Annotated in this window: 25 protein-coding genes; 13 read left to right on the top strand and 12 right to left on the bottom strand. The window is 62.8% G+C overall.

Annotated features, from left to right (window positions below):
* Positions 1-109 precede the first annotated feature (109 nt).
* A complete protein-coding gene (locus tag NCCP436_RS13325) occupies positions 110-943 on the top strand; it encodes a MurR/RpiR family transcriptional regulator (RefSeq protein WP_220804482.1) in 834 nt (277 codons plus the stop codon).
* A gap of 37 nt (positions 944-980) precedes the next feature.
* Here the strand turns inward: NCCP436_RS13325 and NCCP436_RS13320 are convergent, their stop codons facing one another.
* From NCCP436_RS13320 to NCCP436_RS13300, 5 genes are all read right to left on the bottom strand, one after another.
* Positions 981-2,597 (bottom strand): gamma-glutamyltransferase family protein, encoded by a 1,617-nt coding sequence (locus NCCP436_RS13320; RefSeq protein WP_220804481.1) that lies wholly within the window; start codon positions 2,595-2,597, stop codon positions 981-983.
* A gap of 62 nt (positions 2,598-2,659) precedes the next feature.
* Entirely contained in the window at positions 2,660-3,439 is a 780-nt protein-coding gene (locus NCCP436_RS13315; protein WP_259651491.1) for an amino acid ABC transporter ATP-binding protein, read from the bottom strand.
* Position 3,440: 1 nt separating this feature from the next.
* Positions 3,441-4,208: an amino acid ABC transporter permease gene (locus tag NCCP436_RS13310; protein WP_220804480.1), complete on the bottom strand. Its 768-nt coding sequence runs from the start codon at positions 4,206-4,208 to the stop codon at positions 3,441-3,443.
* 9 nt (positions 4,209-4,217) lie between these two features.
* Complete coding sequence (locus tag NCCP436_RS13305; RefSeq protein ID WP_220804479.1) at positions 4,218-5,024, bottom strand: ABC transporter substrate-binding protein; 807 nt, start codon at positions 5,022-5,024, stop codon at positions 4,218-4,220.
* 63 nt (positions 5,025-5,087) lie between these two features.
* Positions 5,088-5,762 carry a GntR family transcriptional regulator gene (locus NCCP436_RS13300; protein WP_220804478.1) on the bottom strand — a complete coding sequence of 225 codons (675 nt, stop codon included), beginning with the start codon at positions 5,760-5,762 and terminating at the stop codon, positions 5,088-5,090.
* A 368-nt stretch (positions 5,763-6,130) separates the two neighbouring features.
* Here NCCP436_RS13300 and modA point away from each other — a divergent pair, with 368 nt between their 5' ends.
* The 3 genes from modA to modC are packed head-to-tail and all read left to right on the top strand — an operon-like array spanning position 6,131 to position 8,736.
* Positions 6,131-6,886 carry a molybdate ABC transporter substrate-binding protein gene (gene modA, locus NCCP436_RS13295; protein ID WP_220804477.1) on the top strand — a complete coding sequence of 252 codons (756 nt, stop codon included), beginning with the start codon at positions 6,131-6,133 and terminating at the stop codon, positions 6,884-6,886.
* Between the two features lie 45 nt (positions 6,887-6,931).
* Positions 6,932-7,612: a molybdate ABC transporter permease subunit gene (gene modB / locus NCCP436_RS13290; protein WP_220804476.1), complete on the top strand. Its 681-nt coding sequence runs from the start codon at positions 6,932-6,934 to the stop codon at positions 7,610-7,612.
* The gene (gene modC / locus NCCP436_RS13285; protein ID WP_220804496.1) at positions 7,612-8,736 is read left to right on the top strand and encodes a molybdenum ABC transporter ATP-binding protein; all 1,125 of its coding nucleotides are present in this window, start codon (positions 7,612-7,614) and stop codon (positions 8,734-8,736) included. The genes modB and modC overlap by 1 nt, the downstream gene beginning before the upstream one ends.
* A 155-nt stretch (positions 8,737-8,891) precedes the next feature.
* Here modC and NCCP436_RS13280 read toward each other — a convergent pair whose 3' ends face one another.
* Together NCCP436_RS13280 and NCCP436_RS13275 are read right to left on the bottom strand one after the other, a co-directional pair.
* On the bottom strand, positions 8,892-9,716 hold the full coding sequence (locus tag NCCP436_RS13280) for a sigma 54-interacting transcriptional regulator (protein ID WP_220804475.1): 825 nt from the start codon (positions 9,714-9,716) through the stop codon (positions 8,892-8,894).
* A gap of 97 nt (positions 9,717-9,813) precedes the next feature.
* The gene (locus NCCP436_RS13275; RefSeq protein ID WP_220804474.1) at positions 9,814-10,395 is read right to left on the bottom strand and encodes an alpha/beta hydrolase; all 582 of its coding nucleotides are present in this window, start codon (positions 10,393-10,395) and stop codon (positions 9,814-9,816) included.
* 247 nt (positions 10,396-10,642) lie between these two features.
* On the opposite strand from NCCP436_RS13275, the gene oscA reads away from it, so the two are divergent.
* The 6 genes from oscA (at position 10,643) to NCCP436_RS13245 (ending at position 15,748) form a co-directional block, all read left to right on the top strand.
* On the top strand, positions 10,643-10,825 hold the full coding sequence (oscA, locus tag NCCP436_RS13270; RefSeq protein ID WP_220804473.1) for a sulfur starvation response protein OscA: 183 nt from the start codon (positions 10,643-10,645) through the stop codon (positions 10,823-10,825).
* A gap of 101 nt (positions 10,826-10,926) precedes the next feature.
* Complete coding sequence (locus NCCP436_RS13265; RefSeq protein WP_220804472.1) at positions 10,927-11,928, top strand: sulfate ABC transporter substrate-binding protein; 1,002 nt, start codon at positions 10,927-10,929, stop codon at positions 11,926-11,928.
* Positions 11,929-12,003: 75 nt separating this feature from the next.
* On the top strand, positions 12,004-12,816 hold the full coding sequence (cysT, locus tag NCCP436_RS13260; RefSeq protein WP_220804471.1) for a sulfate ABC transporter permease subunit CysT: 813 nt from the start codon (positions 12,004-12,006) through the stop codon (positions 12,814-12,816).
* A gap of 9 nt (positions 12,817-12,825) precedes the next feature.
* Positions 12,826-13,689: a sulfate ABC transporter permease subunit CysW gene (gene cysW / locus NCCP436_RS13255; RefSeq protein ID WP_220804470.1), complete on the top strand. Its 864-nt coding sequence runs from the start codon at positions 12,826-12,828 to the stop codon at positions 13,687-13,689.
* 56 nt (positions 13,690-13,745) lie between these two features.
* Entirely contained in the window at positions 13,746-14,738 is a 993-nt protein-coding gene (locus tag NCCP436_RS13250; protein WP_220804469.1) for a sulfate/molybdate ABC transporter ATP-binding protein, read from the top strand.
* Positions 14,739-15,001: 263 nt separating this feature from the next.
* Complete coding sequence (locus NCCP436_RS13245) at positions 15,002-15,748, top strand: hypothetical protein (RefSeq protein WP_220804468.1); 747 nt, start codon at positions 15,002-15,004, stop codon at positions 15,746-15,748.
* Between the two features lie 152 nt (positions 15,749-15,900).
* Here NCCP436_RS13245 and NCCP436_RS13240 read toward each other — a convergent pair whose 3' ends face one another.
* Positions 15,901-16,425, bottom strand: coding sequence for a DUF962 domain-containing protein (locus NCCP436_RS13240; RefSeq protein WP_220804467.1), 525 nt, complete (start codon positions 16,423-16,425; stop codon positions 15,901-15,903).
* 114 nt (positions 16,426-16,539) lie between these two features.
* Between NCCP436_RS13240 and NCCP436_RS13235 the strand changes: the two genes are divergently transcribed.
* Positions 16,540-17,283 carry a Crp/Fnr family transcriptional regulator gene (locus tag NCCP436_RS13235; RefSeq protein WP_220804466.1) on the top strand — a complete coding sequence of 248 codons (744 nt, stop codon included), beginning with the start codon at positions 16,540-16,542 and terminating at the stop codon, positions 17,281-17,283.
* Positions 17,280-19,256, top strand: a complete 1,977-nt coding sequence (locus NCCP436_RS13230; RefSeq protein WP_220804465.1) for an alkaline phosphatase D family protein — start codon at positions 17,280-17,282, stop codon at positions 19,254-19,256. Before NCCP436_RS13235 ends, NCCP436_RS13230 begins: the two co-directional genes overlap by 4 nt.
* Here NCCP436_RS13230 and NCCP436_RS13225 read toward each other — a convergent pair.
* Positions 19,198-20,526 (bottom strand): APC family permease, encoded by a 1,329-nt coding sequence (locus tag NCCP436_RS13225; protein ID WP_220804464.1) that lies wholly within the window; start codon positions 20,524-20,526, stop codon positions 19,198-19,200. The two genes, NCCP436_RS13230 and NCCP436_RS13225, sit on opposite strands and share 59 nt — an antisense overlap.
* Positions 20,527-20,634: 108 nt before the next feature.
* The gene (locus NCCP436_RS13220; RefSeq protein ID WP_220804463.1) at positions 20,635-21,450 is read right to left on the bottom strand and encodes a carbon-nitrogen hydrolase family protein; all 816 of its coding nucleotides are present in this window, start codon (positions 21,448-21,450) and stop codon (positions 20,635-20,637) included.
* A 140-nt stretch (positions 21,451-21,590) separates the two neighbouring features.
* Between NCCP436_RS13220 and NCCP436_RS13215 the strand changes: the two genes are divergently transcribed.
* The gene (locus NCCP436_RS13215; protein ID WP_220804462.1) at positions 21,591-22,376 is read left to right on the top strand and encodes a helix-turn-helix transcriptional regulator; all 786 of its coding nucleotides are present in this window, start codon (positions 21,591-21,593) and stop codon (positions 22,374-22,376) included.
* 54 nt (positions 22,377-22,430) lie between these two features.
* On the opposite strand, the gene NCCP436_RS13210 is transcribed toward NCCP436_RS13215, so the two are convergent.
* Both NCCP436_RS13210 and NCCP436_RS13205 read right to left on the bottom strand, forming a co-directional pair.
* A complete protein-coding gene (locus NCCP436_RS13210; protein WP_220804461.1) occupies positions 22,431-23,744 on the bottom strand; it encodes an FAD-binding oxidoreductase in 1,314 nt (437 codons plus the stop codon).
* A 107-nt stretch (positions 23,745-23,851) separates the two neighbouring features.
* Entirely contained in the window at positions 23,852-25,219 is a 1,368-nt protein-coding gene (locus NCCP436_RS13205; protein ID WP_220804460.1) for a glutamine synthetase family protein, read from the bottom strand.
* Positions 25,220-25,418 lie beyond the last annotated feature (199 nt).

Below are 25,418 nucleotides of genomic sequence, written 5' to 3'. Positions count from 1 at the left end.
CAGTCGACATCTCTTTGCGTGACGCCTGGAGGATAGAATATATTTCTTCCAAAGATCAACATCATGACATTTAAATGTCATTAAATCCGGCATGACATAGGATCCGGACATGCTCGATAGCAAGATGCAACACCTCGAAGGCAAGCTGACACCAGCCGAACGCACCCTCTGGGCCTACATCCAGGCCAACCTGGAAACCCTGGCTTTCGAGAACGGTGCCAGCCTCGCGGCCAAGAGCGGGGTCAGCCCCAATACCGTCAGCCGCTTCCTGCGCCGGCTCGGCTACAAGGGGCTGAAAAGCCTGAAGGACGAACTGCGCGACGAGGTACGCGTGCAGTCGCTGCTCAACACCACGCTGATCGACCGCGTCGAGCAACCGGAAGATCTGGTGGCCCATCTCAATGAGGAGATCGAAGCCCTGCGTGCCTTTGCCGATCTGCTTGGCAGCCAGCACTGGCGCGACATCGTGGCCCGCGTGGCGAACGCCGAGCGGGTGTTCGTCTGCGGTTTTCAGACCATCCGCGGGCTGGCCGAGGACTTTGCCAACCGCCTGGCGCTGGTACGTTCCGGCGTCGAGTTTCTCGACCTCTACAGCGGCGTGCTCGGGCAATGGCTGGACAGCCACAATCAGCGCTGCTGCGTGATTCTGGTGGATATCGCCCCCTATGCAGATGCCGGCATCGCCTTCGCCAACAACTGCCTCAAGCAGAACACCGATCTGGTGGTGTTCACCGACGAATACGGCATCGCCCGCCATATCGACACGCCGCATATCGTCACCATGAAGACCAAGACCGGGCTGATCCTCGAATCCACCGGCGGACTGACCAGCGCCCTGAACGTGCTGCTGCACTGCGTCGCCAGTGCGCACAAGGGCCAGCTCAAGGAGCGTCTCGACGCTTATCGGGCACGCGTCGAGAGCCTCAAGCTGTACCGCAGCTGAGCACCCTCCCGGCCATGCCGGCCGGGAAGGCCGCCAGTCAGTAAACGGCGATATGCGAGTCGGCGCGCGGCTCGGTGCCGCCGCAAAGCACGCCGGTCTGCGCATCACGCACGATGATCTGGCCACGCCCGTAGTCGGTACGGTCGCAGGCCACCTCGACCTGGTGACCGCAGCGGGCCAGGGCGAAGCTCAGGTCGCGTGAGGTTTCCTGCTCGATGCCGACCTTCTGCCCACCCAGCCATTGCCAGCGCGGCGCATCCAGGGCTGCCTGCGGGTTGAGACCGAAGTCGACCATATTCATCACCATCTGCACGTGCCCCTGCGGCTGCATGTAGCCGCCCATCACGCCGAACGGGCCGACCGCCACGCCGCCCTTGCTGAGAAAGCCCGGAATGATGGTGTGGAAGGTCTTCTTGCCTGGCAGCAGGTAGTTGGAATGCTCCGGGTTTAGGCTGAACTCCGAACCACGGTTCTGCAGGGCGATACCGCTGTCCGGCAGCACCACGCCCGAGCCGAAGCCGTGATAGGCACTCTGGATGAACGAGACCATGTTGCCCTCGCCATCGGCCGTGGCGATGTACACCGTGCCGCTGGCCCTGGGATCGCCATGGGCCGGCTCGCGGGCATGCTCGCTGATCAGCGCGCGGCGGCGGGCGCAGTAGTCATCGGCGAGCAGCTCCTCGGCGAGCACGCGCATGTGCTCGGGATCCGTGATGTAATGCAGGCCGTCGGCATAGGCCAGCTTCATCGCCTCGATCTGGCGGTGCCAGGTCTGCTTGCTGTCGCGGTGATCGAAATCGAAGCCTTCGAGGATCTTCAGGGTCATCAGGGCGATCAGGCCCTGGCCGGCCGGCGGGATTTCCCAGACATCGTAGCCGCGGTAGTTGACCTTGATCGGCTCGACCCAGCGCGGCAGGTAGCCGGCCAGGTCGGCGGCGGCGAGCTTGCCGCCGGTGGCGGCGGCATGGCTGGCCAGGCGCTCGGCGATGGCGCCGCGGTAGAAGCTTTCGCACTGGGTCTCGGCCAGTTCGGCCAGGGTCTGCGCCTGTGCCGGATTGCGGAACAGTTGCCCGGCGACCGGCACCTGGCCGTCGATCAGGTAGGTATCGAACCAGGCCTGCAGCTCGGGGAAGGCCTCGCGGCTGGCCTGGTATTCGTCAAAGGCGATGCGCCACTGGTGGGCAACCACCGGCGACACCGGAAAGCCGTCGCGGGCCAGCTCGATGGCCGGCTGCAGCAACTCGGCGAACGGCAGCTTGCCGAAGCGCCGCGACAGTTCGGCCCAGGCCGAGGGACAGCCCGGCACGGTGACCGGCAGCCAGCCATGCACGGGCAGGCGTTCGTGACCGGCAGCCTTGACTACCTCGCTGGACAGCGCCGCCGGTGCATGACCGCTGGCGTCGAGTCCGTACAGCTTGTCCCTGATCCAGACCAGGGCGAAGGCGTCGCCACCGATGGCGCAACCGGTGGGCTCGACCACCGTCAGCGCAGCAGCGGTGGCGATGGCGGCGTCCACCGCGTTGCCGCCACGGCGCAACATGGCAATACCGGCCTCGGCCGCCAGCGGCTGCGAGGTGGCCACCATGCCCTTGCGGGCAAACACGCTCTGGCGTTGAGACGCGTAGGGATATTCGTGAGCAGAAAACTTGAGCATGAATAGAACTCGATACGGAGATTGAGCGAAAGGCCGAGCGGCACAGGCGTGCCGCTCGCCGTTCACAGAACGCGACTGAGAAATTCCCGTGTACGCGGGTGATGGGGGTTACCGAACACCTGAGCCGGCGGCCCCTCCTCGATCAGCTCGCCCTGGTGCAGCACCACCACGCGATCTGCCACCTCACGGGCGAAGCCCATCTCATGAGTGACGACGACCATGGTCATGCCCTCTTCGGCCAGCTCCTTCATCACCTGCAGCACTTCACCCACGGTCTCCGGGTCGAGGGCACTGGTGGGTTCGTCGAAGAGCATGGCCTGTGGCTTCATCGCCAGAGCACGGGCGATCGCCACGCGCTGCTGCTGGCCACCGGAGAGCTGGCTGGGGTAATGCTCAGCCTTGTCCGCCAGGCGCACACGGCTCAGCAGCTGCCGCGCCTGTTCCTCCGCCTCGCGGCGGCCGATGCCGAGCACCTGGATCGGCGCCTCGATGATGTTTTCCAGCACGGTCATGTGCGGGAACAGGTTGAAGCGCTGGAACACCATGCCGATGTCGCGGCGCATGCGCGCGATGTTGCGCTCGGAGTCGCGTACGCGCTTGCCGTCGGGGCGCACGCTGTAGCCCATCGGCTTGCCGTTGACCAGAACGTAGCCGCCCTGGATGTCCTCGAGGAAGTTGAGGCAGCGAATGAAGGTGGTCTTGCCCGAGCCGGAGGCGCCGATCAGCACCACCACCTCACCGCGACGCACGTTCAGCGACACGCCCTTGAGGATTTCCAGTTCGCCGAAGCGCTTTTGCACATCCTGTGCCTGGATCACCCAGGCTTGATCCGATGCGTTCATCTCAACGCCCTCTCAGAAATTTCATGGCGCCCAGGCCGAACATCCGTCCACCCGCCTGCACATGCCCGTCGGTACGCCCGAAGCGCGCCTCCAGCCAGCGCTGGAACAGGCCCCAGAGCGTGGTCAGCAGCAGGAAGTAGATGGCCACCACCAGGTACAGCTCGAACACCCGGAAGGTCGCCGAGGTGATCATCTGGGTGCTGAGCAGCAGCTCCTGCACGCCGATCACGCTGACCAGAGTGGTGTTCTTGAGCATCACGTTGAATTCGTTGCCCAGCGGCGGAACGATGACGCGGAAGGCCTGCGGCAGGACGATGCGACGCATCAGCCGCGGATAGGTCATCCCCAGCGAGCGTCCCGCCTCGTACTGGCCGCGATCCACCGCATTGATCCCGGAACGGATGATCTCTGCCATATAGGCCCCTTCATTGAGGCCCAGGGCGATGATCGCTGCCTGGATGTTGCCGGGCAGGATGAACAGGCCCAGATCCAGATCCTCGAAGCGGAAGATGCCGCCAGCCGCCAGCGCGGTGTAGAGAAAGACGATCTGCACCAGCAGCGGCGTGCCGCGCATCAGCCAGATGTAAAAGCGCACCGGATACTGCAGCAGCGGATTGCTGGAGGCGCGCATAAGCGCCGCCAGCAACCCCAGGACGCATCCCAGCAGCATCGCCATCACCGCAATCACGCAGGTCAGCCAGAGGCCGTAGAGGTATACGTCGCTGGGCTGCAGCAGGTATTGCCAGAATATGTCCCAGTTGAAGTTCATCGTCTTACCTCAGTCCAGACGGTTGCCTTCGATGTGCCACTTGCCGAGCAGGGCCATGTAGCTGCCATCGGCGCGCATCGCGTCGAGCGCCTGGCTGACTGCTGTGCTCAGCTCGCCGTCCTCCTTGCGGATACCGAAACCGGTGAGAATCTTGGCGAAGGCCGGCACGCCGGTCTCGAACAGCTCGGGGGCCATGCTCTGGTAGTAGCCGGCGGTTTCCATGGTGGTGCCATAGGCATCAGCCTGGCCGACGCGCAGTGCCTGGAAGGCATCGGTATCGGCGTTGAACACCACCAGCATCATCGGTGCCTTGCCAGCCTGGCTCAGCTTTTCGTTGTGTGCTTCGAGCAGGGTGCGAATGGTGGAACCGTTGAGCACGGCAACGCGCTTGCCGGACAAATCGTCCAGGGTGTGAATGCCGACCGGGTTGCCCTTGAGCACGGTGACGGCCTGACTGGAATACATGTAGTTGACGATGTCGATAACTTCGCGGCGCTCGGGCTTGTCGAACAGTTGATCGACGATCATGTCGCACTGACGCGCCATCAGCGCCGGAATCAATCCGGAGAAGGGCGTCACCCGCCACTCCACGCGCTTGTCACCAAGGCGCCTGGCAATTTCATCACCCAGCTCGACGGTGATGCCGGCGGGTTTCTGCTTCTCATCAAAGAAGCCCATGGGCGGCGAGTCCATTGCGCCGCAGTAGACGATCTTGTCCACCGACTTCAACCGCTCGGGAACCGTGACATCCGCCTGGGCCAGAGCAGCCGTCAGGGAAAGGGTCACCAGGGTGGCTGCGAGGGTACTTTTGAACATGTTCGACTCCTGTGTGCAGTAAGGGGACATGGCAGTACAACAGTGGGCAGGAATGACGGGGTCTCAGGCGCCCGTCTTTTCCAGAAATTCGAGCAGGTCGGGCACCGTGCCCTCGATGTGCGCACAGAGAATGCGCTCGGCGTGCCGGGCATCCCCCGTGCGCAGGGCGTCGAGGATTACCTGGTGTTCCTCACGCGCACTCAGCGGCTTGTCGACGTGCTTGAGCCACAGACGCATGTAGGGTTCGAGCAGGGCGTAGAGCGCACTGATCTGGCGCATCAGCCGCGGCCGCTCGCTAAGGCTGCAGAGGTACTCGTGGAACAGACGGTGGCGCACCACCCACTCCGAGCTGTCCTCGCTGCACTCGTCCATTTCGTCGAGCAGGCGCGTCAGACGTGCCAGGTGACGCTCGTTGATCTTGGGCGTGGCCAGGCGAATCGCCAGACCTTCGAGAGCGCTGCGCATTTCGAATACTTCGCGCATCTGATCGAGATTGAGGCCACTGACCACTGCGCCACGGTTGGGTCGCAAGGTCACCAGCCCCTCGGCAGCCAGACGCTTGAAAGCCCCACGAACCGGCATGCGGCTCATCTCCAGCTCACTGGCGATGTCCTCGGCAATCAGCCGGTCGCCGGTGCGGTAACGCCCCTGACAGATGGCGTCCAGCAGGTGCTTATAGGCTTCGTCCTCGGCTGATATGGCCGGTTGGGCATTAAAGCTGGTAACGGCAAAAGGCATTCTGCGGATTCCTGAATTTTTGGATCCAAAAACACAATCATCCAATGCAGGAGCCATGCCAAAAACCGCAATCCATTGTTTTTCAATAAAAACTGACTTTCAGAGCGATTAAAGACCAAGGGAAATGCCCCAAATCGTTACCAAACGCCCCGTAACAGTGCAGAGGTCAGAGGGAGTTCACACGATCGACCCGTTCGGATAACTGCCACAAACGAGCACTGCTGGCCAAAGGAGATAGCGGGAATCCACTTTTCTTCTGAAATACAGTCCACCAACGCTATATACAAAACAATATAGCGATGTAGGATGGTCATCTTCGGCGTACCGCATGAGCGGCCTGCCAGCTCTAAATAAGAAAGGGATTCCAGATGCTCAAACCTCTCAAGCTCAGCCTGGCCGCTCTCGCCCTACTGCTTGCCGGTACCGCCAATGCCGGAGAAGTTCGGGTCGCGGTAGCTGCCAACTTCACCGCACCGCTCCAGGCCCTCGCGCCAGAGTTTGAGAAAGCCACCGGGCACAAGCTGACAGCCTCTTTCGGTGCCTCCGGCCAGTTCTATGCGCAGATCAGCCATGGTGCCCCCTTCGATGTGCTCCTCAGTGCCGATGACAGCACGCCGGCCAGGCTGGAGAAAGAAGGCCACAGCGTGCCGGAGTCGCGCTTCACCTACGCCATCGGCAGCCTGGTGCTGTGGTCGGCTGATGACAGTTACCTCGATGGAACCGATGCCGCACTGAAGGCCGGGCAGTTCAGGCACCTGTCTATCGCCAATCCAAAGGCCGCGCCCTATGGCCTGGCAGCAACCCAGGTGCTGGACAGGCTGGGCCTAAGCGAGGCAGTGCAGAGTAAGCTGGTCGAGGGCCAGAACATCACTCAGGTGCATCAGTTCGTTTCCACCGGCAATGCCGAACTGGGCTTTATCGCGCTGTCGCAGGTATACCGGGACGGCAAGCTCAGCAGCGGCTCGGCCTGGATCGTGCCGGAGGCGATGTACGACCCGATCAGGCAGGATGCGCTGATCCTCAGGCAGGGCGCGAACAATCCGGCTGCGACAGCGCTGGTCGAATACCTGAAAAGCCCGGAAGCCGCCAGGGTGATCGAGTCGTTCGGCTATAAACTGCCGTAACAGTCCGTCTGACTGGGTCTGGATCGCACCTTACGGAATCCGTACATGCCACTGTCGAGAAACGACCTTGATGCCATCCTCCTGACCCTGGAGCTGGCCTCGCTGAGCACCGTACTGCTGTTGATCATCGGCACGCCCATCGCCCTGTGGCTGGCCCGCACCGACTCCTGGCTAAAACGCCCGGTCGGCGCCGTGGTGGCGCTGCCGCTGGTACTGCCACCGACGGTGATCGGCTTCTATCTGCTGGTCAGCATGGGCCCCAACGGTTTCTTCGGCCAACTGACGCAGAGCCTCGGTCTGGGCACGTTCACCTTTACCTTCACCGGCCTGGTGATCGGTTCGATCTTCTATTCCCTGCCCTTCGTCGTGCAGCCGCTGCAGAACGCCTTCGAGGCCATCGGCTGCGGCCCGCTGGAGGCCGCCGCCACCCTGCGCGCCAGCCCCTGGGACAGCTTCTTCAGTGTGGTACTGCCACTGGCTCGTCCCGGCTTCATCAGCGCCGCGATCCTGGCCTTCGCCCACACCATCGGCGAATTCGGCGTGGTACTGATGATCGGCGGCAATATCCCCGGCAAGACCCAGGTAGTCTCGGTGCAGATCTACAACCACGTGGAGACCATGAACTACGCCCAGGCGCACTGGCTGGCCGGCGGCATGGTGGCGTTCTCCTTCATCGTTCTGCTGACACTGTACGGCGGGCGTAGCGGCAAGCTGAGGGCCTGGTGATGTTCGGACTCGGCAAGAGCGCGCCCCTGCCCATGACGGATGACGGACGCATCCGCGCACACTTTCTGGTGCAACGCGCCGGCTTTCGCCTGGACGTTGACCTCGACCTGCCGGCGCGGGGCGTCAGCGCACTGTTCGGTCATTCCGGTTCGGGCAAGACCAGCTGCCTGCGCTGCTTTGCCGGGCTCGAGCGACCGCAGCAGGGTTACCTGCAAGTAGCCGGAGAACTGTGGCAAGACAGCGCACAAGGCTTCTTTCTTCCCGCCCACCGGCGCGCCATCGGCTACGTGTTTCAGGACGCCAACCTGTTCCCGCATCTGAATGTGCGACGCAATCTGGAGTACGGGCAGAAACGCATCCCCACCGCACAGCGCAAGGTGGCGCTGGATCAGGCGCTGGAACTGCTTGGCATCGGCCACCTGCTTGAACGCATGCCCTCGGCGCTGTCCGGCGGTGAGCGCCAGCGCGTCGGCATCGCCCGCGCACTGGTGACCAGCCCACGCCTGCTGTTGATGGATGAACCGCTGGCCTCGCTCGATCTCAAGCGCAAGCAGGAGGTGTTGCCCTATCTGCAGCGCCTGCACCAGGAACTGGATATCCCGGTGCTTTACGTCAGCCATGCGCCAGACGAAGTGGCACGGCTGGCCGATCACCTGGTGTTGCTCGACGAAGGCCAGGTGCGCGCCAGTGGCCCGCTAAAGGAAACTCTGCTGCGCGCCGACCTGCCCTTCGCCAGCGATGATGATGCCGAGGCGGTGATCGACGGCCGGGTCAGTGCCCACGATCCGGCCTACCAGCTACTCAGCCTGACCCTGCCAGGCAGCGAGGCACAGTTGCGTCTGCCGCACGCACCATTGCCGATTGGCGCGCCGGTAAGGGTGAAGATCAAGGCGCGCGACGTCAGCCTCAGCCGACGTCGTGCCGAGGACAGCAGCCTGCTCAATCTGCTGCCTGTGACGGTGGAAAGCTGGCAGCCACTGGAGGCGCAGGTGCTGCTGACCCTGCGTCTGGGCGAGCAGCGCCTGCTGGCGCGGATCACCCGCTTCTCCTTCGATCAGTTAGCGATCAGTAACGGCCAGGCGCTCTGGGCACAGGTGAAATCGGTGTCGCTACTGGCGCCCTAGGGTCTGGATGAAAAGGCGTCGAGCGAAGGTCAGACAAGGCAAAAGCAGGCGAGGAAGCGGAGTTTAGATGCTGTAAATGAGCAGTCTGAGCCTGTTTTTAACGCAGCATCACCCAGTGCAGGCACTTTTCGTACAGGGCCTAAGTCGCAGCGCGCTCAGTCCACCCCTGGTAACTGCAGGTGCTCCGGAGTGATCTCGGCAGCACCGGCCTGCAGCAGGGCAAAGTGGATGACATTCTCCAGCTCGCGAGTGTTACCGGGCCAGCGATGGGCCTCCAGTACGGCCTGCGCAGCCGGGCTGATGGGCAGTACGGCCAGTCCCAGGCGCTGGGCATGAACACCAAGAAAGTATTCAGCCAACGGCAGTATGTCGCCAACCCGCTGGCGCAGTGCCGGAAACTCCAGCTGACCATCGCACAGGTAGCCGTACAAGCGCTCGTCAAAGGTGCCGGCCGCCACCGCACGGGCCAGGTCTATGCTGCTTGCTGCCAGCAGGCGCACATCTACCGGCAGTGCCTGGCTGGCGCCGACGCGGTACACCTCACGGGTTTCCAGCACGCTGAGCAACCGGCTCTGCAACGCGCGTGGCAGATCGGCAATCTCATCCAGATAAAGCGTGCCGCCGTTGGCCGATCCGTACCAGCCGGCCCGGCTGCCAGGCGAGGCGGCAAAGGCACCGGCAACATGGCCAAACAGCTCGGCCTCGCCCCATTGCGGGCTGATCGACGCGCAACTCACCGCCACAAACAGCCCACTGCGCTCACTGTGACGGTGGATATAGCGGGCCAGCAGTTCCTTGCCGGTGCCGGTTTCTCCGTAGATCAACAAGGGCTGGCCATTGCCGGCCAGCCCTTCAGCTTGCTGGCGCAGCCGCTGTGAAAGCGGATCGACGAACACCAGCGCCCGGGCACGAATGCTCAGCGGGCTGCGTTCCGAATCGGCAAAGGTCAGGGGCGTTAGCGGCCCGGCTGGAAGGCTCATTACTCATCCTCCACGACCCGTGCTGCGGCCGTATGAAGAAAAAGAGCGGACGGCTACCTGGCCCGTCTCCGCTGCGAAAAGTCTGACGACTGCCGGCTCAGGCGCGCAACCGCGACTGCCGTTCAATATGCCCCTGCAGCCGATAGAGATAACCAAAGCCCTGCTCCCACTGGTGATGGCCGGACTTGACGTTGATATGCCCTGCCCCGCTGAGGATGGCCACATCGCTGCCCCAATCGCGCGCCAGCTCCAGAGCGCGCAGGGCACTGGCGGCGGCATCGTTATCCGAGCCCACCAGCAGGCTGGGGAATGGCAGTGGCGAGCGGGGAATTGGGGCGAAGTTTTGCAACGCTTCCGGGCAGCCTGGGCGCTCCACATCGGCCGGAGCAACCAGCAGCGCGCCACACACACGCCGAAGCTGCTGCGACGACGCCTGGCGGGCCCAGTGCGCCACGGTGATGCAACCCAGACTGTGGGCAATAAGGATGACCGGACGTGGATCCGCACTAACGGCGCGGTCGAGCTCGGCGACCCAGTCACCGCATATCGGGTACAGCCAGTCAGCCTGCTCGACCCGCGCGCTATTAGGCAGGTTACGTTGCCAGTGACTCTGCCAGTGCTCCGGCGGCGAGCCTTGCCAGCCCGGCAGGATCAGGTAACGGATTGCTTGGCTAGTCATGATGGCGGCCCCTTAAGAATCGAATGGCCACAGTCTAGGCTGTCCCTTAGAAAACCAAAAAGAATAAGAACTTATTTGCTTATTCCAAAAATAAAGAGCTAACTCACCGCACACATATGCAAAAAACGAATATAAATGTTCAAAAACAATATTTTTAAGAATATCCCAGCTTCTCTACTATCCGCTCCACGCCAGCGGCCTCACCTTTCACCACTGCCGCGGCAACCTCACAACAAGGAGCCTGGAAATGACCGCGACGCTGAGAAACCTTGAAGGCCAGGATGAAGCCAGCATCCTGCGCGAGATCCAGACCGCCCTGCATGGCCTGAAATTCGGCTCGGTGGAAATCACCGTGCACAACAGCCAGGTGGTGCAGATCGAACGCAAGGAAAAGATCCGCCTGCAACAACCGGGCAGCAAGAACAGCTGACCAAACACCGCCGCCATGATGCAGCCCGACTGGACCACCAGAGGGCATGTAGCCAATCGCCCTACGCCAACAAAGAACTTATCCAGTCTAGGAGCTGCACCATGTCCATTCGCCATTTCGCCCTGGCCGCACTGGCCAGTACCCTGATCGCCGGCCCCGCTGTCGCCGAGACTTTGCTCAACGTGTCCTACGACCCGACCCGCGAGCTGTACGTCGAATACAACGCCGCCTTCAACAAGCACTGGCAGGCCCAGGGCAACCAGCCGCTAACCATCCAGCAGTCCCACGGAGGCTCGGGCAAGCAGGCCCGCGCGGTGATCGATGGCCTGCGCGCCGACGTGGTGACCCTGGCGCTGTCCGGTGACATCGACGCGATCAACCTCAACCAGCAACTGATCGACCCCAACTGGCAGGCCCGTCTGCCGGACAACAGCACACCCTACACTTCCACCATCGTGTTCCTGGTACGCAAGGGCAACCCGAAGCAGATCAAGGACTGGGATGACCTGGTCAAGGATGGCGTGGAAGTCATTACTCCGAACCCGAAAACCTCCGGCGGCGCACGCTGGAACTTCCTCGCCGCCTGGGCCTTCGCCCGCGAGAAATACGGCACTGAGGAAAAGGCTCTGGAGTTTGTCACTGAGCTGTACCGCCACGCGCCGGTACTCGACACCGGCGCACGCGGCTCAACCATCAGCTTCGTTCAGCGCGGCCTAGGTGACGTGCTGCTGGCCTGGGAAAACGAGGCCTACCTGTCGCTGGCTGAAGAAGGCGGTGACCAGCTGGAGATCGTCACCCCGTCGCTGTCGATTCTGGCCGAACCGCCGGTGGCGGTGGTCGATGCCAACGTCGACCGCAAAGGCACCCGCGCCGCAGCCGAAGCCTACCTGCAATACCTGTACAGCGAGGAAGGCCAGCGCATCGCCGCGAAGAACTTCTACCGCCCGCGCAACGAGAAGGTAGCGGCTGAGTTCAAGGAGCAGTTCAAGGAGCTGAAACTGGTCACCATCGACAAGGACTTCGGCGGCTGGAAGGAAGCCCAGCCCAAGTACTTTGGCGACGGCGCAGTGTTCGACCAGATCTTCACCCAGATCAACCAATAACCTTGTCCTCAGAGGGCATCGCCAGAGCGGCGGTGTCCTCTTTCGTCGTTTTCGCACTGACCACAAGGAAGCCTCATGTCACGGCGCACATCCCCAGTCATACCCGGCTTCGGGCTGACCCTGGGTTACACCCTGACTTACCTGGCGCTGATTGTCCTGATCCCCTTGGGCGCCATGTTCGTATACTCCCTGCAGCTTTCAGCCGAGCAGTGGTGGGGTCTTATCAGCAGCCGTCAGGTGCTGTTCTCTCTGAAACTTTCGTTCGGCACGGCGCTGCTGGCCGCGCTGCTCAATGGCGTATTGGGCACTGTAATCGCCTGGGTATTGGTGCGTTACAACTTCCCCGGCCGGCGCATTATCGATGCCATGGTCGATATGCCGTTCGCCCTGCCTACAGCGGTGGCCGGCATCGCCCTGACCGCGCTGTACGCGCCCAACGGTCTGATCGGTTCGCTGTTCCCGTTCAAGATCGCCTATACCCCGCTGGGCATCACCCTGGCACTGGTGTTCGTCACCCTGCCGTTCGTGGTGCGCACCCTGCAGCCGGTGCTGGCCGACATCCCCAAGGAAGTCGAGGAAGCAGCCGCCTGCCTGGGCGCCAAGCCGCTGCAGGTGTTCCGCCACGTGCTGCTGCCGAGCCTGCTGCCTGCCTGGCTGACCGGATTTGCCCTGGCTTTTGCCCGTGGCGTCGGCGAGTACGGTTCGGTGGTGTTCATCGCCGGCAACATCCCGCTGAAAACCGAGATCCTGCCGCTGCTGATCGTCTCCAAGCTCGACCAATACGACTACCCGGCTGCCACCGGCATTGGCGTGATCATGCTGGCGGTGTCGTTCATTCTGCTGCTGCTGATCAACGTGCTGCAGCGCCGCATCCAACCGCACAACTAAGGAGCCGCCATGAGCCTTGCATCCCTCGGCAATGACGCCGCTCGTCAACGCAGCCGCACGCCGGGCGCCATTGCCCTGATCGTGGTCGCCTGGCTGGTGTTCGCGGTGATTCTGGTGCTGCCGCTGTATATCGTCGCCACCCAGGGTTTGAGCCGTGGCCTTGAGTATTTCTGGGAAGCGATCCGCGAGCCCGATGCCATTGCCGCATTCAAACTCACCCTGCTGGCCACCGCTATTTCCGTGCCGCTGAACCTGGTCTTTGGCCTGGCCGCCGCCTGGGCGGTGACCAAATTCGATTTTCGCGGCAAGAGCATTCTGGTCACCCTGATCGACATGCCGTTTTCCGTATCACCGGTAGTGGCCGGCTTGATCTACGTACTGTTGTTCGGCACCCAGAGCTTTCTCGCGCCGTATCTGGACAGCTACGACCTGCAGATCGTCTACGCCGTGCCGGGCATTGTGCTGGCCACCATCTTCGTTACCTTCCCCTTCGTCGCCCGTGAGCTCATTCCGCTGATGGAGGAACAGGGCAGCACCGAGGAGGAGGCCGCGCGCCTGCTCGGCGCCAACGGTTGGCAGATGTTCTGGTATGTCACGCTGCCTAACGTAAAATGGGCGCTGATTTACGGCGTGGTGCTATGTACCGCGCGGGCGATGGGCGAGTTCGGCGCAGTATCGGTGGTTTCCGGGCACATCCGCGGTTACACCAACACGCTGCCGCTGCACATCGAGATTCTCTATAACGAGTACAACATCGTCGCTGCCTTCAGCGTGGCGATCCTGCTGCTCGTCATGGCCCTGGTCGTGTTGCTGCTTCGCCAGTGGAGCGAGGCGCGTCTGAGCCGCCAGTTGCAAGCCAACCGAGAAGATTGATAGCCGCAGCGCCGCCTGAAGGGCGGCCCGGCTTACGGAACTACCAGGGGTAAGTCATGAGTATCGAAGTCAAAGGCGTCAACAAGCAGTTCGGCCAGTTCAAGGCGCTGAACGACATCAACCTGAGCATCCAGAGCGGCGAACTGGTCGCCCTGCTCGGCCCGTCCGGCTGCGGCAAGACCACCTTGCTGCGCATTATCGCCGGCCTGGAAACCCCGGATAGCGGCAGCATCGGCTTCCACGGTGAAGACGTGTCAAACCACGACGTGCGCGACCGCAACGTCGGTTTCGTGTTCCAGCACTACGCGCTGTTCCGCCACATGACGGTGTTCGACAACGTCGCTTTCGGCCTGCGCATGAAACCAAAGCGCGAGCGCCCGAGCGAAGAAGTGATCAAGCAGAAAGTACATGAGCTGCTCAACCTGGTGCAGCTCGACTGGCTCGGCGACCGCTACCCCGAGCAACTCTCCGGTGGTCAGCGCCAGCGTATCGCCCTGGCCCGCGCTCTGGCGGTGGAACCCAAGGTGCTGCTGCTCGACGAACCATTCGGCGCTCTCGATGCCAAGGTGCGCAAGGAGCTGCGCCGCTGGCTGGCGCGCCTGCACGAAGAAGTGCACCTGACCAGCGTGTTCGTGACCCACGACCAGGAAGAAGCCATGGAAGTGGCCGACCGCATCGTGGTGATGAACAAGGGCGTAATCGAGCAGATCGGCACCCCGGCCGAGGTCTACGAGCATCCGGCCAGCGATTTCGTCTACCACTTCCTGGGTGATGCCAACCGGCTTTACGTCGGCGACGATCATCACGTGCTGTTCCGTCCGCACGAAGTCGATCTGACCAGCGAACCGAGCCCGGAATACAAGGCCGGCGAAGTGCGCGATATCCGTCTGCTCGGCGCCATTACCCGGATTACCCTCAAGGTCGAGGGCCAGGAAGAGCTGATCGAGGCAGAAGTGGCCAAGGATCACCTGACCCTCAACAACCTCGGCCGCGGCACCACCCTGTACTTCAAGCCCAAAGGTGGCAAGCCGGTAAACACCCCGGCCTGAGCCTTAACCTCGCGCTCCTGCCTCCCGCAGGAGCCGCGCCCCACGGCGGGCATCAGCCCTACCAGCCTGCCCCATTCACGTCGGGGCAGGCGTCCCTGCAGCAACCTCCGCTCTGCGGCGAACGCCACCTTCCACCGGCGATCCAAAAACGACGAAATCACTCTTTCGGGTCATGTCAGCTCCTGTCATGCGCAGTAGTCTTTGCGCCAGCATCACTGATACCCGTTTCCCGAAAGTTCATGACAATAACAAGGAGCACCCTGATGCGCCGTTATGCACTGTTGCGTCGTTTTTTTATTTGGACGCTGGGACTTCTGGCAGGTCTTTCACCGCTGGCCCTGGCCGAAGCGGTCAGCCTCCAGGAACAGATCCAGGTCCATGCCTGTCGCGCCACCAGCAGCCTGATGCTGCTACGTGGCGAAGGTTTCCAGAAGGCCCATCAGCAACGTCTGGATAACGATCTGGCTGCGCTGGAAAGCACTATACAAAGCCTGCCACAGCGCAGCGAAGCGCTTGCCGAAACCCACCAGGCACTCGTTACCCAACTGCGTAACGGTGTTTCCTATGGCCCCGGCGAAGACAACGTGCCCTGGCGCTTCCCGGAAGACCTCAGCCGTGCCCTGCGCGACTTTCTCAGCGCCGTCCGCGCCCTACCCAATAGCGACTCGTCGAGCGAACTGGCAGCCAGGATCGAATACCTCGGCGTGCAGTACCTCAGCCGCTCCTACCTGGGAACCTTCGAAATTGCCCGGGAACAACCCGCCACCTACCTGGGACAGGATGAACGGCTGCTGCTGCCGGCTATCGACAATGAACTCGCCGCCCTGGATGCCAAGGCCGACCCGCAAGTCGACCGGTTGCAGACCCGCTGGGCATATCTGCGCGCCGCCCTGGCGGACATGAACAGCCAGAGCAACACCCTGCAGAGCGTGTCCGGCCGGCCCTTCGCACCGATCACGGTAGATCGCCACACCCGCGCACTGACCAGCCAGTGGATGAAAATGCATTAAGGCAACCAGCCTGCGGGAGACTTCTCCTGACAACCGGCACCACAGACAGCCTCATTCATACCGGGGCGGTGCTCCTACGGAAAACCTCAGTCCTGTAGGAGCTGCGCCCTCGCGGCAAACAAGGTTTCCAGCACATTTCGCAGCCAACAGACTCAGGCCAGTGCCTTCTTCTGACGAATGCAGGTTGGCCCGGCAATTTCCACCACGGCCTGCTCGATCTCCTTGCGCAGATTAAGCAGGAAAGCCACCTCAGCCACCACGAACAGCGGGCCGATGGCCAGGCCCATGATGTCGTCGACGAACGCCGGCTTGCGCCCTTCGTAATAATGCCCGACGAACTGGATGATCCAGCCGATCACGAACAGGCCCAGCCCAGCCGCCAGCCACAGACCGGTGCTCGCCACCGCCAGCTTGGCAGCGGCCCATAGGCTCAGTACCAGCAAGGCGCTCATGACCAGACCGAAGCGAATGTCCAGACGCAGGTAGAACCAGGCCGCCGCCAGCGCCACCAGCGTTGCCGGGGCCAGCCACAGACCGGCCAGCTCGATACCCGGGCGTGACAGCAGCACGGCAACGGCCAGCACTATGATGGGGATGCCGATGAAATGACTGGCGATGTTGCGCCGGTCGCGATGGTAGGCGGCATACTGCGCCAGATGATCGACGAGGGTTTTCATTGTTATCGTCCTCAGGCTGGGAAAAGTCCCGCTCATCATCTCCGACAACGCTCTGCCGCTCTGTCAGCTAGCCGACAAAGACCGGCACGGCCTTCAGCATCCACAGGAGTCGTCATGACGGATCCCATCGCCTTTCTGCCCCGACTGCGCCAGGGACACTGGTTCGCCGGATTGCCGCAGCAGCTGCAGCAGGAGCTGCTGGACATGGCCCAACTGCAGATCCTCGCGGTTGGCCAGCGTCTGTTCCGCCGTGGCGACCGCCCCAGCGGACTGTATGCCGTGGTGGAAGGTGCAGTGCGCATCGGAGCGGTCGGAGCGAATGGCAAGGAGGCGCTGCTGACGCTGGTCGAGCCGCCCTACTGGTTCGGCGAGATCGCTCTGTTCGACGGCCTGCCACGTACCCACGACGCCTTTGCCGAAAGTGCCAGCACCCTGCTGCTGTTACCACAGGCCGAGCTGCTGGCCCTGCTCGAACGCGAGCCCCGGTACTGGCGCGACTTCGCCCTGCTGATGAGCCAGAAACTGCGCCTGGCCTTTGTCGCACTGGAGGATATGAGTCTGCTGCCAGCCGCGCAGCGACTGGCCCGGCGCCTGTTGCTGATGGCCGAGAACTACGGCGAGGGCGAGCCTCGCCAGGTACTGCACCTAGCTCAGGAACAGCTGGCGATGATGCTGTCACTGTCACGCCAGACCACCAACCAGATCCTCAAAGAGCTGCAGACTCGGGGTGTGCTTCAGTTGACCTACGGTGAGATCGCCATTCTCGATTTCGAGCGCCTGCGCCAGGCTGCCGAGCTGAACCACCAAGCTCCGGCTACTGTCCAAGCCCCGTCCCTTTTATCAGACACTACGCCGTGACCCAGCAACCCTTGCCCGATGTTCTTGCCGGCCCGCTACTGCGCCGCCTGGAGCCGACCCGGCTGGTACTCTGGCTGGTGGCCAGCCGGACGCTGAGTCTGCAGCTGTGGCTGCAGGCCGACGGCGAGCAGCCACAGACTCTGGTTCTCGACGGGCACTGCCGGCGTCTGCCACTGGGTCGTCATGCCGTGCTGCACCTGATCGACCTACCGCTGGAACAGGCCCTGCCGCAGGACGTGCACATCGCCTACGACCTGCAGATCGTCGAGCAGAACAACGCTCGCGGCATGGCCGACTGGGCGCCGCACCTGCTCTATGACGGCGCCAGCCATGCCGACTTCGTCCTGCGTTCACGGCTTGACCAACTGCTCCACGGCTCCTGCCGCAAACCACACCATCCGGCTGCCGACGGCCTGCTCTGCGCGGATCGTCTGCTGGCTGAACAGCGTTCGCCGGAGCAGCGCCCGGCCCTTTTGCTGATGAGCGGGGATCAGGTCTACCTCGACGATGTAGCCGGGCCGATGCTGTGCGCCATCCACCAATTGATCGAACGCCTGGAGCTGTTCGACGAGTTTCTTGAAGGCGCCGTGGTCGAAGACAGCCAGGCCCTCTACACCAGTTCGATTGGTTACTACCAGCGGTCCGAGCTGCTACCAGCGGTGAAGAACAACCAGACACTGCGCGACAAGTTTTTCGGCGGCGTGGAAAAGCCGGTGTTCACCAGCAACAGCGCCGACAACCATCTGGTGACCTTCGCCGAAATAATCGCCATGTACCTGCTGGTCTGGTCGCCGCTGCCCTGGACACTGATAACCGAAGACCCGCCAGTGCTGGACGAGGAGCAACGGCAGCGTTACGCCATCGAGCGCGAGTGCATCGATGCATTCCGCCGCAGTCTCGGCCAGATCGCCCGCGTATTTGCCCACCTGCCTACGCTGATGATCTTTGACGATCACGACGTTACCGACGACTGGAACCTGTCCGCTCGCTGGGAACAGACCGCCTACGGCCACCCCTTCTCCCGGCGCATCATCGGCAATGCGCTGCTCGCCTACCTGCTGTGCCAGGGCTGGGGCAACAACCCGGAGGTGTTTGAACAGCCGCTTCAGGATCTGTCCGAGCTGCTGGAGCAGCGCCAGGGCAACCATCTGCAGCGTGAAATTCAGGATGCGCTGATTGAGCGCCTGAGGCACTTCGAACAGTGGCACTACGTACTGCCAACCAGTCCGGCATTACTGGTACTGGATACCCGTACGCGCCGCTGGCGCAGCGAAGGACGCTTATCGAAACCCTCGGGGCTGATGGACTGGGAGGCGCTGTGCGAATTCCAACAGGCCCTGCTCGACCATCCCTGCTGCATCATCGTCTCGCCGGCGCCGATGTTCGGCGTCAAGCTGATCGAAGGCATTCAGAAGCTGTTCACCCTTGCCGGACATCCACTGATGGTCGATGCGGAGAACTGGATGGCGCATCGCGGCGCGGCCAACGTAATGCTGAACATCTTCCGCCACTCACGCACGCCGGGGGATTTCGTCATCCTCTCCGGCGATGTGCACTATTCCTTCGTCTACCGCATACGCATCCGCCACCGGCGCACCAGCCCAACCATCTGGCAGATCACCAGCAGCGGCATCAAGAACGAATTCCCACGCAGGCTGCTGGACTGGCTCGACCGCCTCAACCGCTGGCTCTATGCCCCCTGGTCGCCACTGAACTGGCTGACCAAGCGCCGTCGCATGCGCGTCACGCCGCTGATCCCGGATCGCAGCCGCGCCGGGGAACGACTGTGGAACAGTGCCGGCCTGGGCCAGGTGTTCTTCGACCAACAGGGCCGCCCCGAGCGAATTCTCCAGCTCAACGCCGACGGCTCGGCACCGGTGACCTTCCTCAGCGCCCGCGAATCAGGCACGCAAATCAGGCATCCGGGGCATCGAAACTCAGCTCCGGCGGACGGCGACGAAAGCCTCCGGTAAGCCAGGCCAGGCACAGGAAGCCGATCACCAGCCAGGCGCAGCCCAGCATGATCGCCAGGCGATCCAGACTGAGCATCAGCCACAGGGTCGCCAGCAGGCCAATTGCCGGGCACAGCAGATAGCGCAGTAGTTGCAGCGGGCCGCGTGCCTGCGGCTGACGGGCGAAATGCACGATCACCGCCAGATTGACCAGGCTGAAGGCCAGGAAGGCGCCAAAGTTGATGAAAGAGGTCGAGGTGGTGACATCCAGCTTCAGCGCCAGCAACGCCACCACCGCGCACACCGCAATGGCGCCTACCGGGGTGCCGAAACGCGGGCTCAGGGTGCCGAGCAGGGCACGCGGCAGCACGCCGTCGCGGCCCATGGCGTACATCAGGCGCGAGGCACTGGCCTGAGCCGAAAGCCCCGAAGTGAACTGGCCGACAATCAGGCCGATAAGGAAGAATGACACAAACAGATCGCCGCCAATGTTGCGGGCAATCTCGTAGGCCGCGGCATCACTGCTCTCAAAGATGGTGGACGGATGCGCCAGCTGCACGAAGTAGGCGGTGACGACGAAGATCAGCCCGCCAATCAGGGTGATCAGCAAAATCGCCCGTGGAATGGTACGCTGCGGCTCATGGGTTTCCTCGGTCAGGGTACTGACCGCATCGAAACCGAGGAACGAGTAACAGGCCACAGCTGCGCCAGCCATCACCAGATTCAGATTCATGCCCTCGCCAATGAAGGGGGCGAGCGACCACAGCGGCCTGCTCGCGTCGCCCAGCACGTAGTGCACGCACAGCGCCACGAAGGCCAGCAACACGAGAAACTGCACCAGCATCAGCACACCGTTGATGCCCTTGGCCAAGCGCAGGCCGATCATGTTGATCAGGCTGGTAACCAGGATGAAGGTCAGTACCCACAGCGCCTGCGGTACCTCGGGGAAAGCCGAGTGCAGGTAGGCCGCACCAATCAGCCAGATGGCCATGGGCAGGAAGAGATAGTCGAGCAACACGGACCAGCCGGCGATAAACCCCAGGTGGTCATTGATGCTGCGACGCACATAGCTGTAGGCCGAACCAGCTACCGGGAACAACCCGGCCATGCGTGCGTAGCTGAGAGCGGTGAACAGCATCGCCAGTGACGCGACGATATATACCGTAGGCACCGTGCCCTGACTAATTTCGGCGAGAATGCCGAACGTGCCGAGGACAATAATCGGGGTCATGTAGGCGATGCCGAACAGCACCACCGCGCCCAGAGATAGGGATCGTTGCAGACGAGCCATTACTTGCTACTCCTGTTTTGAAATTGTTATGGCAGAGCCGAAGTCAGCGAAAAGCAGGTGCGGCGAAGCCGCAGCGGGTGTCACAAGGACACCCGTCGAGAGAGGTACTCAGGGAATCAGCAGCTCGCGCAGACCGTTGTCGTGCTCGACACGCCGGCCCGGCATCGGCATGCGCCGTTCATCCAGATAACGATAATCGCGACGGGCCTCATCCAGGCGTTGGAAGTCCAGCACGATGGTTTGCCGACACGGCTCGCGTCCGGCCTCCAGCAGCAGATTGCCGGCCGGGTCTACCACCGCGCTGCCACCGGCGAATACCAGGCCGCCGTCCCCCTCGCCGACGCGGTTGGTCATCACCGCATAGGCCTGGTTTTCCATGGCCCGCGCCATGATCGCGGTGCGGTGCGTCGGCCCATAAGGATCCATGTTGCCGTTGGTGACGATCAGCAGTTCGGCGCCCAGCTCACCCAGGGCGCGGGCGCTTTCCGGAAATTCGATGTCGAAACACACCAGCAGACCGACACGCACACCATCGAGCAGTGTCGTGACGTAGCGGTCGCCGGGCTCGAAGACACCCCGGTCAGAGGCCCAAAGATGGGTCTTGCGGTAACTGAGCAGGATGTCATCACCATCGAGCAACACCGTGGTGTTGTAGAAACGCTCGCCGTCACGCTCGGCGATACCGATGGCCACGGCCAGGCCGCGCTCGGCAGCGGCGCGGCCAATGGCCCGAAGCGATGGGCCATCTAGCGGCTCAGCCAGTTCGGCGATGTTCTCGGTAGTGGGAAAACCCGTCAGGTAGGTTTCCGGAAAGACCACCAGGCGAGTACCGGCCGCACAACCGGCAATGGCCTCCAGCGCGGCGGCGAGGTTATGGGCGGTATCGCCATCACGGCCAGCGAGCTGGACGAGTTCGACTTGCATGACAAGGCTCCGGTTCTTGTTGTTGCACGGCGAGCGGCGGCTGCCCAAAATGCCGGCAGCCATCCGCCAGGGTTCAAGTATGGAGACAGGGCCGCCCGGGCGAAATCACGCACGTGGGGTAACCCCCGGGGGGTAGAGGCATGACCATGACCTTGCACGACATCGCCTTTCATCGCAGCGTAGGCGATCTCATCGACGCCCTGCCCAGCCCGCACTTCTGGCGCGCGCTGGTGCGCACGCTGGGGCAGTATGTGGCGCACGACAGCTGGGTGGCGCTGATTTTCAGTGAAGGGCGACCACAAGTACTGGCCGAGTGTGCCGGCGACGACGGCGAGCCCGACCTGCTGTTTCAGGATTACCTGCGTGGCCTATACCTGCTCGACCCCTTCTACATCGCCAGCCGTGAAGATCGCCGCGACGGTCTGGTGTGCCTGAGCGAGGTCGCCCCTGAATGCTTCGAACAGACCGACTACTACCGTCGTTACTTCAGCCTTAACGTCGTGGCCGACGAGGTGCAGATCAACCTGTCACTGGCCGGCGAACGCACCCTGTGTCTGTCACTGGGCTCGCGGCAAACCTTCCGTCCCGAGCAAGTCGCCCTGCTCAGTCTGGTACAGCCCTGGGTCACCGCACTGATGCGCCAGCGCTTGGCCTTCGAGCCGGAGCCGGGCGAACCCAGCGCGCCGCCGCCCTGGCAGGAACGCCTGGAGCAAATGGCCCAACAACTGCAAACGGCCCTCACCGGGCGTGAGCTGGAAGTGGTACGCCTGATGCTCAGCGGTCATTCGAGCAAGGAGGTAGCGCGCAAGCTGGCCATCTCGGCGGAAACCGTGAAGGTTCACCGCAAGCACATCTACAGCAAGCTGGGGATCAAGTCGCAATCAGAACTGTTTGCCCTGTTCCTGCAGGCGCAGGGCGGCGCATAAATGCCAAACGCCCTGCATGAACCTACAACGCACTTGTTTTAGGACAAACAGTTTTCAGCGCAGCTTTTCCATCATCTGGTAGTACCACATGCCGGCTGCCAGCATCGGGTTGCCGAGCTGGTCGCCCAGCGGCACCTTGATGTGCTTGCAGGCGGCGAAGGTGTCGAACTGCTCCAGGTCGCCGGTAATCGCCTTGGCCATGATCTCGCCCATGATGTGGGTAGTCGCCACGCCGTGGCCCGAATAGCCCTGGCAGTACCAGACATTGGACGACAGCTTGCCCAGTTGCGGGATGCGATTCATCACAATGCCCATGGCACAGCTCCACTGAAAGTCGATACGCACACCCTTGAGCTGCGGGAAGGTGCGCTCGATGCACGGCCGCAGCTCGCCGGCGATATCGCGCGAATCGCGTCCGGAGTAGTTGGCGCCGCCGCCGAACAGCAGGCGGCCATCGGCGGTCAGGCGATAGTAGTCGAGCACGAAGCGGCAGTCGTACACCGCCAGGTCCTGCGGGTTGATCTCGCGCGCCAGCTGGCCCAGCGGCTCGGTAGTGACGATGCCGCCCATGGCCGGGAAGATCAGGCCCTTGAGCTTTTTGCGTTCCAGCTTGTGGTAGACGTCGCCAGCCAGCAGTACCTGCTTGGCCTCGATGCGCCCACCTGCAGTGACGACGGCCGGCCGCGGGCCATGGACGATGTCGAGCACCTCGGAGTGCTCGAAAATCAGCGCACCGAGGCTTTCCGCCGCCTTCGCCTCGCCGATGCACAGGTTCAGCGGGTGCAGGTGCATGTTGCGCATGTTCTTGATCGCCCCGCAGTAGAGGTTACTGCCAAGCTGCGCACGAACACCGTCGGCGTCGAGCAGGGTTACATCGTCGCCCATGCCACGGCGAACTGCCTCATCGTAGGACGCCTTTAGCTCATCCATGTGGCTGGGCTTCATTGCCGCATGCAGGTGACCATGTTTCAGGTCGCACTGGATACCATACTTGGCCACACGGTTCTTGATGATCTCATGGCCGCGCCAGCGCAGGTGCCAGATGAAGTCGTCCACCTCGCTGCCAAGGGTATTGCGCATCTGCTTGCGCATGGCCTCGTCGCCGGACAGGCTGCCAGTGACCTGGCCACCATTGCGCCCCGAGGCGCCCCAGCCGATCTTGTTGGTTTCCACCACCGCTACCTTGAGACCACGCTCGGCCAGTTCCACGGCTGTGGCGATACCGGTGAAGCCGCCGCCGATGATGGCGACATCGACGGTGACATTACCCTGCAAGGTCGGATAGTCGGTTTCGAAGTTCAGCGTGGCCGAATAGTAGGATGGCGCGCGCTCAGGGGCTGGTTTGACGGACGGGTTGATCGCGTTCATGACAAATCCTTGGGTTATGGTTGCCTGCCGCTGCGTGAACGCGGCAAGGCAGTCTATTCGATCGCTGGCGGGAGCAACTGACGCTGCCAGCGGGTTTCAGGGCCTTGTCAGGCGTTACTCAGGTACCAGCGCCAGTCCTGCTCGCCCACCTCCCCCATAAACTGGCGGTATTCGGCACGTTTGACCGCCAGGAACACCTTGAGGAACTCGGCGCCGAATGCCTCACGCGCCCATGGTGAGCTTTCCAGCGCCTGGATCGAGGCCGACCACTCAGTGGGCAGCAGTGTAGTGGCCTGGGCATAACCGTTGCCTTCGACCGGCGCACCGGGATCGAGTTGCTCACGCAGGCCGCGATGGATACCGGCCAGGATCGCCGCCGCCGCCAGATAGGGATTGGCGTCAGCGCCGCAGATGCGGTGCTCGACGTGGCGCGTATTGGCCGGCCCACCCGGAATGCGCAGGCTTACCGTGCGATTGTCCACGCCCCAGGTCGGCGCCAGCGGCGCGTAACTGTTGGCCTGGAAGCGCCGGTAGGAGTTGGCGTTGGGGCAAAACATCAGCAGCGACTCATGCAGGCTGGCGAGCATGCCGCCGACCGCCTGGCGCAACAGCGGCGTGCCAGCCGGATCCTCGCTGGCAAACAGGTTGCGCCCCTGAGCATCAGCCACACTGACGTGCATATGCATGCCGGTGCCGGCAATCTCGGCGAACGGCTTGGCCATAAAACAGGCCTGCATCCCATGCCTGTGCGCCACGCCCTTGACCAGACGCTTGTAGCGCACGGCCTGATCCATCGCTGCCAGCGCCGGCCCGTGCTCCAGGGTGATTTCCACCTGTCCCGGGGCGTATTCGGAAATGGCCGTGCGTACCGGGATACCCTGGGCCTTGCAGGCCTCGTAGAGATCCTTGAGAAATGGCTCGATCTGCTCCAGCTCACGCAGGCCGTAGACCTGTGTCTGGTGCGGCCGGCCGCCATCAGCGTCCAGCGCCGGTTGCGGACGGCCGTTGGCGTCACGCTTCTGGTCGAGCAGGTAGAACTCCAGTTCGCAGGCCATCACCGGGTGGAAACCGTCGGCCTGCAGCCGCTCGATCACCCTGATCAGCAACTGGCGCGGATCCGCCGGGGTCGCCGGCAAGCCTTCGGTGGGGTGCATGGAGACTTGTACCGCCGCAGTGGGAATCTGCCGCCAGGGCAGACGTACCAGGCTGCCGGGCAGCGGATAGGCGCGACAATCGATGTCGCCCACCTCCCAGACCAGCCCGGAGTTCTCGACATCCTCCCCAAGGATCGACAGGCCGAGCATGGTGCTGGGCAGCGGCCGGCCGCTCTCGTACAGTGCCAGCAGCTCCTCGCGGTGCAGCAGCTTGCCGCGCGGCATACCGTTGGCGTCGATGATGAACAGCTCGATCAGCTCGATGTCCGGGTTCTGCTCCAGGAAGTCGCGGGCTTCCTGGACGGGTGCAAAGGTCGTCATGTTGCGCTCGCTTGCGCCACTGAGGCGCTCGGTGTCCGCACATGCCATCCGCTTTGCGGACGACTTGCTCAGACAGACAGGGTTGGCATAGACGGCTGCGGACATGGCGCAGCCATTGGAATCAGCAGGCGGGGAGCGCGTCAGGGGGCCGGGCGTGGCGGCAATGCCAAAGCGCCCAGAAGGCAAGGATGATGGTCAG

Origin of the sequence: Pseudomonas sp. NCCP-436 (assembly GCF_019656335.1) — a bacterium.
Classification (GTDB): Bacteria; Pseudomonadota; Gammaproteobacteria; order Pseudomonadales; family Pseudomonadaceae; genus Aquipseudomonas.
This window is presented reverse-complemented; position numbering and strand designations above follow the sequence as displayed.